Here is a 12,530-nt window from a genome sequence, read left to right on the forward strand (position 1 = left end):
ACGATATCGCCTGCCGTGGCCTTACCACAGCGGGACTTCATGGCATTGGGTGACAGTCGGCGAATGCACATCGACCTCGGCGAGGACCGGCCCGGGCGGCTCGAGGCGGATGTCGCCATCGTCGGCTCGGGCGTCGCCGGGCTGACCCTCGCCCGCCGGCTCATCGAGGGTGGCCGCTCGGTCCTGCTGCTCGAAAGCGGCGGGCTCGACTATGAAGCGGCCACCGCCGACCTCAACCGAGGCTTCAGCGTCGGCGAGGACTATTATCCGCTCGAGGACAGCCGGCTGCGCTTCGTTGGCGGGACCACCGCCATCTGGGGCGGGCGGGTGGCCGAATTCGACGCGATCGACTTCGAGCGACGCGAGTGGGTTCCGCACAGCGGCTGGCCGTTCGGCCTGGAGGCGCTCGCCGGCTATTACCGCGATGCCCGGACCCTGCTCGACCTTCCGGCCGACGCGCCCGACCCGCTTCCCTCGCTGCTCGACCAGGTCGACGGCCCCGAGGTCGAGCGGCGCGAATGGCTGATCGACCCGCAGTTCGACCGCTTCGGCCACGAGGCGCAGCGGGCGCTGTTCGAGCATCCGCGACTGACCCTCGTCACCCATGCCACCGTCCGGGAGATCCGTTGCGCCGATGACGGCGGCAGGATCGTAGGTCTGGACGTCGTCTCTCCATCGGGCGAGCGGGTGGAAGTCGTCGCGCACGACTATGTGGTCGCGGCCGGCGGGCTCGAGAACCCGCGGCTCCTGCTCGCCTCCAATTCGGTCAAGCCTGCCGGACTCGGCAACGACCACGACCTCGTCGGGCGCTTCTTCATGGAGCATCCGCATGGCCGCGGTGGCCACATGGTCGCGAGCGGCAAGAGGCTGTGGTCGCTGATCGAGGCCTTCCAGAAGCAGAGCATCGGCCACTATGAGAGCGCCTCGCTGGTCCGCCCGTCCGATGCGCTGCAGCGCGAGCGCCGGGTGCTGAACAGCGCGCTCGCGCTCGCGGTCCGGCCCGCGGCGGGAAGCCGCCAACCACTGCTGACCAGCGCCTATCTCGCCGCCAAGCACCGCCTCGACCCGACCAAGCGCGGGCGCAGCGCATGGCGGTTGTACAAGAGCGCGGGGCGGGTGATCCGGCACAATGTCGGGCCGCTGATGTGGTGGCTCCGCCATCGCCGTGGCAACGAACTGGCGCTCGTCCTGCGCGCCGAGCAGGCGCCCAACCCGGACAGCCGGGTGACGCTGAACCGCGACGAACTCGATGCCACCGGAATGCCTCGCGCGGTGCTCGACTGGCGGATGACCCCGCTGGACCGGGTCAGCGCGGCGGAGCTGGTCCATGCCTTCGGGCGGCGGATCGAAGCGCTCGACCTCGGCAAGGTGATGCCCGAGCCCTGGCTCGACGATCCCGCACGCGACTGGGTGAGCGACCCGCTGGTCAGCGTCCATCCCTTGGGCGGCTACCATCACATGGGGACGACCCGGATGGCCGACGATCCGCGCCAAGGAGTGACCGACGGCTTCGGGCGGGTCCATGGCCTTCCCAATCTGTGGGTCGCGGGTTCGTCGCTGTTCCCGACCGGCGGCTGGGCCAATCCGACCCTCACCATCATCGCGCTCGCGCTGCGCCAGGCCGACCGGCTGCTCGGCCGGCTGTGAGCGGCTAGCGGAAGGTAAGCTCGAGCGGCTCGGCCTGGTGCGCCGCGATGACGCTGCGCACCACTTCGTTCATCAGCGCCATGCGGACGGGAAGCGGCGCCGACGTGCGCTTGATCAGCACCGCCACCGTGTAGCTGCGGCCATCGGGCGCGGTCAGGACGCCGATGTCATTGTAGCCCGCCTGGATGCCATTGAGGATCTGGCCCGTCCCGGTCTTGTGGGCGAGCGTCCAGCCGGGGCTGAGGCCTCCGCGAAGCCGGTTCTTGCCCGTGCGGGTATTGCTCATGATCGTCAGCAGGCGGGCGGTCGAGGCCGGCGACAGCAGCTCGCCGCGTTTTAGCCGGGCAAGCGTTCCGGCGATCGCGGCCGGCGATGCGCCGTCGTAGGGATCGTCGATGTAGCGTTCGAACAGGCTCCGGCGCAGCGTCAGCGGAAGCGCGTCGCGGGCCCGGTAGAAGGCATCGCCGATCGAATAGCTCTGGCTCCAGCTGAGCCCGGCGATCCTTGACTGGAGCGCGCGCTCCCCCTCGTAGAAGCGGATCGCGCCAAGCCGGCGGTCGGCGATGAAGCGGCGCACTGCCGCCGGACCGCCCGCGACCCGCATCAACTTGTCGTTGGCGGTATTGTCGGACTTGGTGATGGCATCGACCAGCAGCACCTCGACCGTGGTGGTGTAGGTGCCCTGGCGGAGCACCTGCTGGGCGATCGGCTGGTTGAACAGGGTGAGGTCGCTCCGGCTGAGGGTGACCGGCCCGTCGAGGCTGAGCCGGCCGCGATCGATCGCGTCCATCGCGGTCAGCGCGACGAAGAACTTGCTGACGCTTTGCTGCGGGTAGAGCTCGTCCTCCTTCCAGCCGGTGCGCCAGCCGCGCTCAACCGACTGGACCGCGATCCCGACCCGTCCCGGGAAGGCGGCGCCGAGCTGGTCCACCCGCCGCGCCAGCGATTGCGGCGCGCCTTGGGTCGTCGTCGGAAGCTGGGCGTCGGCGGTCGATGGAAGCCCGACGGCGAGGGCCAGCGCCGCGACAATGGCCAAACCCCGTGACGTCATGACGCCTACCTCCACGCTCCCTCGCAGGGCGGCAGAATCGCAAAGCGCCGCGCGCCTTGCAACCCTCTAGCGGGAGAGCAGGGCCCCGCTCTCGATCTCGTCGAGCGCCCGGTGCGAGGCGATGTAGGTGCGCGCGTCGGCGACCCACTTGGGCGATCCGCCGATCCCCGGAAGCCGCATCGCCTCGGCCAGCGCCTGGTCGACCTGCCCCGCGTTGAGCCGCGCCAGCGCCCGGTCGTAGGTCGGCGAGGGCCGCTGGCTCGGCTGGTCGGCGCGGCGGATGCTGACCAGCGATCCCATCTCGCCGCGGATGTTCTGCCACAGGCTGGCGCTCGGGCTCGGCGCCTTGAGCCGGGGCGCGAGCGCGGTGAAGTCGGCGGTGAGCTGGTCGAGCCGGACTGGCCGACGCGACGAGGTGACGATGGTCGCCACCGCCTGCGGATGGGTGGCGGCGAAGCGCTCGCTCAGCAGCGGCTCGAGATAGCCGAGCGCCACCCCGCGATCGATCGCGCGGCGCGCGGCAAAGGCGACCAGCAGCGCATCGGCGCGGCCGGCGCTTCCTTCGGCGCGGGCCGTCGCATTCTCCACCCGGGCGATCCGCGCCTCGAGGCTCTCGACAAGGGCGGCGGTCGCCGGCTGGGCAACGATCGCGGGGGCGGCGGGAACCGGCCGTGCGACCAGCGGCACGGGCGCCTGTGCGGCAACCGCGACGGGCTGGGCGAGGCCGACGAACCGGGCCGCCGCATCGTAGCGGGTGAGGATCCAGATCGCGACGCCGCCGCCAGCGAGCAGCAGAAGCAGTGCGAGCAGCAGCACGCTGCTGAAGCTCATGCCCCGGGATGGATTGCCGCTCATCGCCTCAATCCTTGCACAGCGAGGCGGCGAGGGAAAGCAAGGCGCCGTCGTCGGGCCGCTCGGCTGCCTCTGCCCTGTTCCAGCCTCGCGCTCCGCAGGCCGCTGCCGCCGCCTCGCTGATCGCCGCGATCCGGACGGTCGCGGGATCGCAGGCGAGCGCCGCGACCCGTCGCCCGGCGGCAGGCGAATGGACCAGCAGGACGCGGCCATCGACGAGGCTCGCGGGAGGATCGTCGAGGGCGACGGTCCTGTAGACCGGCACGGCCACGATCTCCTGCGCCGGCGATGCGGGCACGATCCGCTCCTCGCCGGCGAGGTGGAGAAGCCGAAGGTCCGCGGTCAGCGCGGCGAGAAGCTCCTTCACCCCACCGTCGCCGATGGTCGCGACGGTGCCGCTCGCGGCGACCGCAGCTTCGGCGGTGGCCTGGCCGACCGCATGGATGGGGAGCGCCGGGAGCGCACCGGCATGGCGCACCGCATTGGCGCTGGTCAGAAGCAGCCCGTCGAACCGGCCCGGGGGGAGCGTCCAGGCCACCGGTTCGGTCCGGAACAGCGGATGCCTGTCCGCGACCATGCCCAGCGCCTCGGCGCGAAGCGAGGTCGCCAAAGCGCCGGGTTCGGGCCGAAGGATCAGGAGCGCCCTCATGCGCCCGCGAACAGCATCCGGATGGACGTCGGGGCGCGGCCGAGCAGCTCCGCCGCGAGCGCCTGCGCCGCGGCCTCCTCCTCACCCGCCGAGGCGCGCACCTCGCCCGCCACCCGGTCCGCACCGTCGGTCGAGAGCAGCTCGGCGCGGAGCCACAGGCGCTCGTCGCCCTCGATCAGCGCCAGCGCGGCGACCGGCGAGTGGCAGGAGCCGCCGACCGCACGGGCGAAGGCGCGCTCGGCCGACACCGCGCGGTGTGTCGGGCGATGGTCGATGGCGTCGAGCAGCGCCCGTGTCGCCGAATCGTCCGAGCGGCACTCGATCGCGATGCAGGCCTGTCCGGGCGCGGGCAGGAACTCGGCCGGCTCAAGTGGGCAGCCCTCGTCGATGCCGAGCCGGTCCAGCCCGGCAGCCGCGAGGAAGGTCGCCGCGACCTCGCCGTTCGCGACCCGGTTGAGCCTGGTCGCGACATTGCCGCGGATGCTCGTCGCCTGGAGGTCGGGGCGCAGGCGGAGCAATTGCGCCGTCCGCCGGGGAGAGGAAGTGCCGACCGTCGCACCGGCCGAGATGGAGTCGAGCGACGACGCTCCGATCAGCCTGTCGCGGACGTCGGCGCGGGGCAGGCAGGCGGCGATCGCCAGGGCTTCGGGGCGCTCGCTCTCGACATCCTTCATCGAGTGCACCGAGGCATGGGTGGCGCCCTGGAGCAGGAACTGGTCGAGCTCCTTGGTCCACAGCGCCTTGCCGCCGACCTCCGCCAGCGGCCGGTCCTGGATCCGGTCGCCGGTCGTCCGCACCTCGTGGAGGGCGACGCTGCCCGGTACCCAGCCATGCGCCCGTTCGAGCGCTGCGGCGGTCTGGCGGGCCTGCGCGAGGGCAAGCGGGGAGGCACGGGTTCCGAGGATCAGTCGCGGGGTCATCGGCGTGACCCCTAGTGCATGCACCGCCGATCAGGCAAAGGCGGCGCGAATGGCATTGATCCTCGGCCTTGAATCCTCCTGCGACGACAGCGCGGTCGCGCTGGTCACTTCCGACCGGCGGATCGTCGCCCAGCGCGTGGTCGGGCAGAACAGCGCGCATGCGCCGTTCGGGGGAGTCGTTCCCGAGATCGCCGCGCGGGCGCATGTCGACGTCCTCCCGGGCTTGGTCGCCGAGGTGCTGGAAGAGGCAGGGATCACGGTCGGAGAGGTCGACGCGATCGCCGCCACCGCCGGTCCGGGCCTAATCGGCGGGGTCATGGTCGGGCTTCTGACCGGCAAGGGCCTGGCGCTCGCCAGCGGCAAGCCGCTGCTGGCGATCAACCACCTCGAGGGCCATGCGCTGTCGCCGCGGCTGGTCGATCCGGCTCTCGGCTTCCCCTATCTGCTGCTGCTCGCCAGCGGCGGCCATTGCCAGCTGCTCGAGGTGCGCGGGGTCGGCGACTATCGCCGGCTCGGCACCACCATCGATGATGCCGCCGGCGAGGCCTTCGACAAGGCCGCCAAGCTGCTCGGCCTGCCTTATCCGGGCGGACCCGCGATGGAAGAGCTCGCGGCGGGGGGCGATCCCAAGGCGGTGCCGCTGCCGCGCCCGCTGATCGGGTCGGCCGAGCCGCATTTCTCCTTCGCCGGCCTCAAGAGCGCGGTCCAGCGCGCGGTGGCGGCGGGGATCCACCGGCCCGAGGATGTCGCGGCTAGCTTCCAGCAGGCCGTGGTCGACTGCATGGTCGATCGCACCCGGCTTGCGCTCCGGATGAGCGACGCGCCGGCGCTGGTGGTCGCCGGCGGGGTCGCCGCCAATGGCGCGATCCGCTCGGCACTCGCCTCGCTGGCCGAAGGCGAAGGGCGCGCCTTCTCGGTTCCGCCGGGCTGGCTCTGCACCGACAATGCGGCGATGATCGCCTGGGCAGGGGCGGAGCGCTTTTCATCCGGACTGGTCGACGGGCTCGACGCGCCGGCGCGCGCGCGCTGGCCGCTCGACCCTTTGGCCGAAGCCGTCCGCGGGGCAGGAGTGAAGGCATGAAGGTTGGCGTCATCGGGGGCGGCGCGTGGGGTACCGCGCTGGCGCAGGTCGCGGCCCAGGGTGGGGAGACGCTGCTTTGGGCACGCGAGCCCGACGTCGTCGCAAGCATCGCCGAGGCGCGCGAGAACCGGCTGTTCCTCGCCGGCGTGCCCTTGTCGGAGGCGATCCGTCCGACCGGAGCGCTGACCGACCTCGAGGACTGCGACGTCCTGCTGGTGGTCACCCCGGCCCAGCACATGCGCTCGGTGCTCGCCTCCCTGCCCACCTTCCGCGGCGCGCTGCTGCTCTGCTCCAAGGGCATCGAGGAAGCCTCGGGACAGCTGCTTCACACCATTGCCCGCGAGACCTGCCCCGAGGCCGCGGTGATGGTTCTTTCGGGGCCGACCTTCGCGCACGAGGTCGCCGCCGGGCTTCCGACCGCACTCACCCTTGCCGCCGAGATCGAGGCCGAGGCCGAAGCGGTGCGCAGCCGCCTCGCCCGCCCGGCCTTCCGGATCTACCTCACCGACGACGTCGCCGGTGCCGAGGTCGGCGGCGCGGTCAAGAATGTCCTCGCCATCGCCTGCGGCGTGGTCGAGGGGCGGGGCCTCGGCCAGAATGCGCGGGCCGCGCTGATTGCCCGCGGCTTTGCCGAGATGACCCGCTTCGGTCTCGCCCGCGGCGCCCGGGCGGAGACGCTCGCCGGGCTGTCGGGCCTCGGCGACCTCGTCCTCACCTGCTCCTCGACCAGCAGCCGCAACTTCTCGCTCGGCAAGGGGCTCGGCCAGGGGCGACCCGCATCCGAGCTGATGGCCGATCGCCGGACCGTTGCCGAGGGCGCCTTCACCGCGCCGGTGCTTCGCCGGCTGGCCGAGGCGGAAGGGATCGAGATGCCGATCGTGGCGGCGGTCGACGACCTGCTCGCCGGACAGGCCGACGTCGACTCGGTTCTCGGAAGGCTGCTCAGCCGTCCGCTTCGGCCCGAACGCGCATGATCCGCGCCTCAGAAATCCCAGGCGATGCCCTTCTTTTCCCAGTCGCCGTAGCGGGTGGGCTCGGGCCGCGGCTTGTCGCCCGACGGCGGCGGTGCGGGCTCGGCCTCCTGCGGCTCGGGCACCGGCGGCGACTTGCTGAGGTAGGCGGGCGGCTGGTGATCGGCGGGACGCGGCATGGCGGAGAAGATGGGCGATGAGGCAGCCGACGCCAAGAGGGGCTGAATCCGGTGTCGATCCGCGCCGGGCCGCGCTGCGGATCCTCGACCGCGTTCTTCGCGGCGGACAGACGATGGACAATGCCGCGCAGGGTGGGCCGAGGCTCACGCCCGGCGACCAGGCGCTGACCCTCGCGATCGTCGGCGAGACCCTTCGCCGGCTGCCCCTGCTCGACCGGCTGATCGACAGCGCCACCCGCCAGCTGCTGCCTGACGACAGCAAAGCGCGGATGGTCTTACGGCTGGCGCTTGCCCAGCGGATCGCGCTCAATGTGCCCGACCATGCGCTGGTCGCGACCGCGCTGCCGCTGGTCGAGGGCGGCCCGCGTCGGCTCGTCCACGGCGTTCTCGGCACCCTCCTCAGGGGAGATCTCCCCGAGGCCGATGTCGGCGCGCTTCCTGAAGCCGTGCACGAGCGCTGGACGCGGGGCTGGGGCGACGAGGCCGCCGCCTCCGCCGAACGCGCGATCGTGCGCCGGCCGCCGCTCGATCTCAGCTTCAAGACCGACGAGGCCGCCTTGGCCTTTGCCGCTGCCGAAGGCGGGGAGCGGCTGGCCGAGCGGCAGGTGCGCCTGTCCGACCAGCGCTCCGTGACCAGCCTGCCGGGTTTCGCCGAGGGCGACTGGTGGGTGCAGGACCTTGCCTCGACCCTGCCGGCGCGAATGGTCCCCGGAGACGCGATTCGCGTGCTCGACGCCTGCGCCGCGCCCGGCGGCAAGACCCTCCAGCTCGCCGCCGCGGGGCACCAGGTGACCGCGCTCGACCGCTCGGAGAGTCGTCTCGCGCGACTCTTGGCCAATCTCGCCAGGACCGGGTTGCGCTCGGAGGTAGTCGTCGCCGACGTGCTCGACTGGACGCCGACCGAACTGTTCGATGCGGTCCTGCTCGACGCGCCCTGTTCGGCCACCGGCACCTTTCGCCGCCATCCCGAGGTGCTCTATCGCGCCTCGCCGCGGATCATCGCCGAAAGCGCCGAGCTCCAGGCCCGGCTGCTCGCCAAGTCCGCCACCTGGCTCCGGCCCGGCGGAAGCCTCGTCTATGCGGTCTGCAGCCTCGAGCCGCCCGAGGGCGAGGAGCGCATCGCCGCCTTCCTCGCCGACCACCCCGACTTCGAGGAAGCCGAACGCCGCCGCGTGGTGCCCGGCGAACAGGAAGAAAATGGCGGAATGGACGGCTTCTTCACGGCGCGCCTTGTCCGAACGGCCTGACCCCGTCTAATCGGTCCCATGGCCGCGCCGATCATCGCCCCGTCGATCCTCTCCGCCGACTTCGCAAGCCTCGGTGACGAGGTCCGCGCGATCGATGCCGCGGGGGCCGACTGGATCCACATTGATGTGATGGACGGGCATTTCGTGCCCAACCTCACCATCGGCCCGATGGTCGTGAAGGCGCTTCGGCCGCACAGTGCCAAGCCGTTCGACGTCCACCTGATGATCAGCCCGGTCGACCCGATGCTCGACGCCTTCGCCGAGGCGGGCGCGGACATCATCACCGTCCACCCCGAGGCCGGGCCGCACCTTCATCGCACCATCCAGCGGGTGAAGGGGCTGGGCAAGAAGGCCGGCGTGTCGCTCAACCCGGCGACTCCCGCCAAGATGCTCGACTATGTGCTCGAGGAGCTCGACCTCGTCCTGGTGATGAGCGTCAATCCGGGTTTCGGCGGCCAGAAGTTCATCGTCTCGCAGCTGAAGAAGATCGAGGCGATCGCCAAGCGCGTCGCAAAGGAAGGGCTCGACGTCACCATCGAGGTCGACGGCGGGGTCGATCCCGAAACCGCGCGCCAGTGCGTGGACGCGGGCGCGACCGCGCTGGTCGCCGGCACCGCCGCCTTCCGCGGAGGGCCGTCGGCCTATGCCGCCAACATCGCCGCGCTGAAGGGCGAGGGATGAGCGAGGGACACGCGCTGCAACGGCTGGCGCGGGTTCCTCTGCTCCAGCGCCTCGCCACCAGGGGCAAGCCGCCGCTCCGGCTGGTAGCGGTGGCGCGCGACCATGTCACCGGCAACAAGGCGGCGGGCGAGCAACTGCTTGGCGGCCGGTTCGTCGCCGGGGCCGAGGCAATGGACCTTGCCGAGCTCGACTGGTCGGCGCTCGGCACGTCGAGCCCGCTCGCGGTCGAACTGCACGGCTTTTCCTGGCTGCGGGACCTCGCGGCCGCCACCACCCGCGAGAAGGGCGCGGCGCTTGCCGAAGGCCTCGCCGCGCGCTGGCTTGCGACCCATGGCGAGAAGATCGACCCGGCCTGGGCGCCGGCGCTGTGGGGCGAGCGGCTGCTCTTCTGGCTGGCCTATGCGCCCTACCTCCTGTCGCGGCGCGATGCGGCCTATCGCAAGGCCCTGCTCAACACGATGGCGCGGGCGGCGCGGCATCTCGCCTCGGTTGGCGACGAGGCCTCGCCCGGCCTGCCGCGGATCACCGCCTGGGCCGGGCTGACGGCATCGTGCCTCCTGCTCTCGTCGGGCACCGCCCGGCTCGCCCGGGCCGAGGGCGGGCTCGCCCGCGCCCTCGCCTCGGCGCAGCATGACGACGGCGGGCTGATGAGCCGCTCGCCGGCCGAGCAGGCCATGCTGGTCGACCGGCTCGGCCTGCTCCGCTCGGCCTATGCCGCCGCGCGCCACGACTTTCCGCAAGGCTTCGAGGATGCCGGGGCCGCCGCACTGGCGGCGCTTCATGGCGTCACCATGGGCGATGGCACCCTGTCGAGCTGGCAGGGCGGCAACGAAGGCAGCCGCGCCGAGCTTGCCGCGATCGTCGAGGGCTGCGGCTTCCGCGCCCGCCCGCTCCGGGTGCCGCGCGGGTGGGGCTATCACCGGCTGAGCGCGCTCGGCACCGCGCTGGTGATCGATGCCGCGCCTCCCCCGGGCGCCAAGCTCGCGCGGGTCGGTTCGGCCTCGACCCTCGCGATCGAGCTCAGCGACGGACAGCAGAAGCTGGTGGTCAATTGCGGCGGCGCGGGTCGCCTCGCCGGGAGCCTCCCCGAGGGTCTCGCCGAGGCGCTTCGCACCACCGCCGCCCACTCGACCCTGACACTCGCCGACACCAACAGCACGGCGATCCTTCCCGACGGCTCGCTCGGCAAGGGCGTGACCGACGTCGCGGTCGAACGCAGCGAGGACAATGACGCGAGCCGGCTCGAGGCGACGCACGACGGCTATGTTCGCGGCTTCGGGCTGGCCCACAGCCGCGCGCTCAGCCTCGGCAATGACGGCAAGGAAGTGCGCGGGCTCGACCGGCTGATCGCTCGCGGCCGCAAGAAATTGCGCGAGGACGTGCCCTTCGCCATCCGCTTCCACCTCGGGGCGGGGGTCGAGGCAAGCCCGACCGCCGACGGGCTCGGTGCCCTTATCCGCTCGCCCGGCGCGCCGCCCTGGACCTTCCGCTGTCGCGGTGCCCAGCTCGGGATCGAGGAAAGCGTCGTCGTCGACGGCGCCGGCCAGCTCCGTTCCACCCTCCAGCTGGTGCTGGTCGGCGAGGTCTCGAGCCTCGGCGGCGAGATCGGCTGGCAGTTCCGCCGCTCCAGCTAGGATCCCCATGACCGACCTCGTCCCCGTCCGCCGCGCTCTCATCTCCCTCTCGGACAAGAGCGGGCTCGACACGCTCGCCGCGGGCCTCGCCGCCCGCGGGGTCGAGATGGTCTCGACCGGTGGCACCGCGACACGACTTCGCGAGCTCGGCCATGCCGTGCGCGACGTGTCCGAGCTGACCGGCTTTCCCGAGATGATGGACGGACGGGTCAAGACGCTCCACCCCACGGTCCATGGCGGACTGTTGGCGGTGCGCGACGACGCCGCCCACGCCGCGGCCGCGGCCGAGCATGGCATCGGCTTCATCGACCTGGTGGTGGTGAATCTCTACCCGTTCGAGAAGACCGTCGCAGCCGGTGCCGAGCGTGCCGACATCATCGAGAACATCGACATCGGCGGCCCTTCCATGGTGCGCTCGGCGGCCAAGAACCATGCCTTCGTCGCGATCGTGACCGATCCCGCCGACTATCCGGCGCTGCTTGCCGAACTTGGCGAGCATGACGGAATGACGTCACTTGGACTTCGCCGTCGCCTCGCCGCCAAGGCCTTCGCACGGACCGCCGCCTACGACAGCGCGATCGCCAGCTGGTTCGCCTTCTCCGACCAGGGCCAGTCGCTCCCCGACACGCTGCCGCTGGCGATGACCAAGGCGGCCGAGCTTCGCTACGGCGAGAATCCGCACCAGCAGGCGGCGCTCTACCGTCCGCAGGTCGCCTCGGTCGCCGGGGTCGCGGGCGCGCGGCAGGTGCAGGGCAAGGAACTCAGCTACAACAACCTCAACGACGCCGACGCCGCGCTCGAGCTGGTCGCCGAGTTCCGCGACCAGAAGCCGACCTGCGTCATCGTCAAGCATGCCAATCCCTGCGGGGTCGCCGAGGGGGCGAGCCTGCTCGACGCCTATACCGCGGCCTTCCGCTGCGACTCGGTGTCCGCCTTCGGCGGGATCGTCGCGGTCAACCAGCCGCTCGACGGCGAGACCGCACGGGCGATCACCGACATCTTCACCGAGGTGGTGATCGCGCCCGACGCCGACAGCGAGGCGCTGGCGGTCTTCGCCGCCAAGAAGAACCTCCGCCTTTTGCTGACTGGCGGGATGCCCGATGCCAGCCGGCCGGGGCTGCAGGTCAAGAGCATCGCCGGCGGGTTGCTCGTCCAGAGCCGCGACAACGGGATCATCCGTCCGGCCGACCTCAAAGTGGTCACAAGGCGCCAGCCGACCGAGCGCGAAGTCGCCGACTGCCGCTTCGCCTGGACAATCGCCAAGCACGTCAAGTCGAACGCGATCGTCTATGCCAAGGACGGGGCGACGGCGGGCATCGGCGCGGGCCAGATGAACCGGCGCGATTCGGCGCGGATCGCTGCCGCCAAGGCGCGCGAGGCGGCCGAAACCTTCGGTTGGGACGGCCCCCGGACGGCCGGGTCGGCGGTCGCCAGCGACGCCTTCTTCCCCTTCGCCGACGGCCTCCTCGCCGCGGTCGAGGCCGGCGCCACCGCGGTCATTCAGCCGGGCGGCTCGATCCGCGACGACGAGGTCATCGCCGCGGCCGACGAGGCGAACCTGGCGATGATCTTCACCGGCATGCGCCACTTCCGGCACTGACGGCTCGCGTTTCGGCGC

Annotated in this window: 12 protein-coding genes; 7 read left to right on the forward strand and 5 right to left on the reverse strand. The window is 71.7% G+C overall.

The genetic code is table 11. The annotated features are described in order from the left end of the window. Window positions 1-15: 15 nt before the first annotated feature. Window positions 16-1,647 (forward strand): FAD-dependent oxidoreductase, encoded by a 1,632-nt coding sequence (locus ABD727_RS01655; protein WP_344705650.1) that lies wholly within the window; start codon window positions 16-18, stop codon window positions 1,645-1,647. A gap of 4 nt (window positions 1,648-1,651) precedes the next feature. On the opposite strand, the gene bla is transcribed toward ABD727_RS01655, so the two are convergent. From bla to hemC, 4 genes are all read right to left on the reverse strand, one after another. Beyond that, on the reverse strand, window positions 1,652-2,698 hold the full coding sequence (gene bla, locus ABD727_RS01660; RefSeq protein WP_344705651.1) for a class A beta-lactamase: 1,047 nt from the start codon (window positions 2,696-2,698) through the stop codon (window positions 1,652-1,654). A gap of 66 nt (window positions 2,699-2,764) precedes the next feature. Beyond that, window positions 2,765-3,553: a hypothetical protein gene (locus tag ABD727_RS01665; RefSeq protein ID WP_344705652.1), complete on the reverse strand. Its 789-nt coding sequence runs from the start codon at window positions 3,551-3,553 to the stop codon at window positions 2,765-2,767. A gap of 4 nt (window positions 3,554-3,557) precedes the next feature. Further along, window positions 3,558-4,199, reverse strand: coding sequence for a uroporphyrinogen-III synthase (locus tag ABD727_RS01670; protein WP_344705653.1), 642 nt, complete (start codon window positions 4,197-4,199; stop codon window positions 3,558-3,560). Further along, the gene (hemC, locus tag ABD727_RS01675; RefSeq protein WP_344705654.1) at window positions 4,196-5,119 is read right to left on the reverse strand and encodes a hydroxymethylbilane synthase; all 924 of its coding nucleotides are present in this window, start codon (window positions 5,117-5,119) and stop codon (window positions 4,196-4,198) included. Before hemC ends, ABD727_RS01670 begins: the two co-directional genes overlap by 4 nt. Window positions 5,120-5,168: 49 nt before the next feature. Between hemC and tsaD the strand changes: the two genes are divergently transcribed. Beyond that, the gene (gene tsaD / locus ABD727_RS01680; RefSeq protein WP_344705655.1) at window positions 5,169-6,200 is read left to right on the forward strand and encodes a tRNA (adenosine(37)-N6)-threonylcarbamoyltransferase complex transferase subunit TsaD; all 1,032 of its coding nucleotides are present in this window, start codon (window positions 5,169-5,171) and stop codon (window positions 6,198-6,200) included. After that, window positions 6,197-7,174, forward strand: a complete 978-nt coding sequence (locus ABD727_RS01685) for an NAD(P)H-dependent glycerol-3-phosphate dehydrogenase (RefSeq protein WP_344705656.1) — start codon at window positions 6,197-6,199, stop codon at window positions 7,172-7,174. Before tsaD ends, ABD727_RS01685 begins: the two co-directional genes overlap by 4 nt. An 8-nt stretch (window positions 7,175-7,182) precedes the next feature. Here ABD727_RS01685 and ABD727_RS01690 read toward each other — a convergent pair whose 3' ends face one another. Beyond that, window positions 7,183-7,350 carry a DUF1674 domain-containing protein gene (locus tag ABD727_RS01690; protein WP_344705657.1) on the reverse strand — a complete coding sequence of 56 codons (168 nt, stop codon included), beginning with the start codon at window positions 7,348-7,350 and terminating at the stop codon, window positions 7,183-7,185. A gap of 17 nt (window positions 7,351-7,367) precedes the next feature. Between ABD727_RS01690 and ABD727_RS01695 the strand changes: the two genes are divergently transcribed. Genes ABD727_RS01695 through purH form a run of 4 tightly spaced genes read left to right on the forward strand, consistent with a single transcriptional unit; the run spans window position 7,368 to window position 12,512 of the window. Beyond that, entirely contained in the window at window positions 7,368-8,597 is a 1,230-nt protein-coding gene (locus tag ABD727_RS01695) for an RsmB/NOP family class I SAM-dependent RNA methyltransferase (RefSeq protein WP_344705658.1), read from the forward strand. Between the two features lie 18 nt (window positions 8,598-8,615). Further along, on the forward strand, window positions 8,616-9,278 hold the full coding sequence (gene rpe / locus ABD727_RS01700; protein ID WP_344705659.1) for a ribulose-phosphate 3-epimerase: 663 nt from the start codon (window positions 8,616-8,618) through the stop codon (window positions 9,276-9,278). Then, window positions 9,275-10,912, forward strand: coding sequence for a heparinase II/III family protein (locus ABD727_RS01705; RefSeq protein WP_344705660.1), 1,638 nt, complete (start codon window positions 9,275-9,277; stop codon window positions 10,910-10,912). The genes rpe and ABD727_RS01705 overlap by 4 nt, the downstream gene beginning before the upstream one ends. Before the next feature lie 7 nt (window positions 10,913-10,919). Continuing rightward, window positions 10,920-12,512 carry a bifunctional phosphoribosylaminoimidazolecarboxamide formyltransferase/IMP cyclohydrolase gene (gene purH, locus ABD727_RS01710; protein ID WP_344705661.1) on the forward strand — a complete coding sequence of 531 codons (1,593 nt, stop codon included), beginning with the start codon at window positions 10,920-10,922 and terminating at the stop codon, window positions 12,510-12,512. The last annotated feature ends 18 nt before the right edge of the window (window positions 12,513-12,530 follow it).

The organism is Sphingomonas swuensis (assembly GCF_039538045.1).
GTDB lineage: Bacteria > Pseudomonadota > Alphaproteobacteria > Sphingomonadales > Sphingomonadaceae > Sphingomicrobium > Sphingomicrobium swuense.

Bases quoted from the DNA above. Each gene is read 5' to 3' on its own strand.
- ABD727_RS01705 (WP_344705660.1), top strand. From the start codon at position 9,275: ATGAGCGAGGGACACGCGCTGCAACGGCTGGCGCGGGTTCCTCTGCTC.
- ABD727_RS01665 (WP_344705652.1), bottom strand. From the start codon at position 3,553: ATGAGCGGCAATCCATCCCGGGGCATGAGCTTCAGCAGCGTGCTGCTG.
- ABD727_RS01670 (WP_344705653.1), bottom strand. From the start codon at position 4,199: ATGAGGGCGCTCCTGATCCTTCGGCCCGAACCCGGCGCTTTGGCGACC.
- ABD727_RS01690 (WP_344705657.1), bottom strand. From the start codon at position 7,350: ATGCCGCGTCCCGCCGATCACCAGCCGCCCGCCTACCTCAGCAAGTCG.
- rpe (WP_344705659.1), top strand. From the start codon at position 8,616: ATGGCCGCGCCGATCATCGCCCCGTCGATCCTCTCCGCCGACTTCGCA.
- tsaD (WP_344705655.1), top strand. From the start codon at position 5,169: ATGGCATTGATCCTCGGCCTTGAATCCTCCTGCGACGACAGCGCGGTC.
- hemC (WP_344705654.1), bottom strand. From the start codon at position 5,119: ATGACCCCGCGACTGATCCTCGGAACCCGTGCCTCCCCGCTTGCCCTC.
- purH (WP_344705661.1), top strand. From the start codon at position 10,920: ATGACCGACCTCGTCCCCGTCCGCCGCGCTCTCATCTCCCTCTCGGAC.
- ABD727_RS01685 (WP_344705656.1), top strand. From the start codon at position 6,197: ATGAAGGTTGGCGTCATCGGGGGCGGCGCGTGGGGTACCGCGCTGGCG.
- bla (WP_344705651.1), bottom strand. From the start codon at position 2,698: ATGACGTCACGGGGTTTGGCCATTGTCGCGGCGCTGGCCCTCGCCGTC.
- ABD727_RS01695 (WP_344705658.1), top strand. From the start codon at position 7,368: ATGAGGCAGCCGACGCCAAGAGGGGCTGAATCCGGTGTCGATCCGCGC.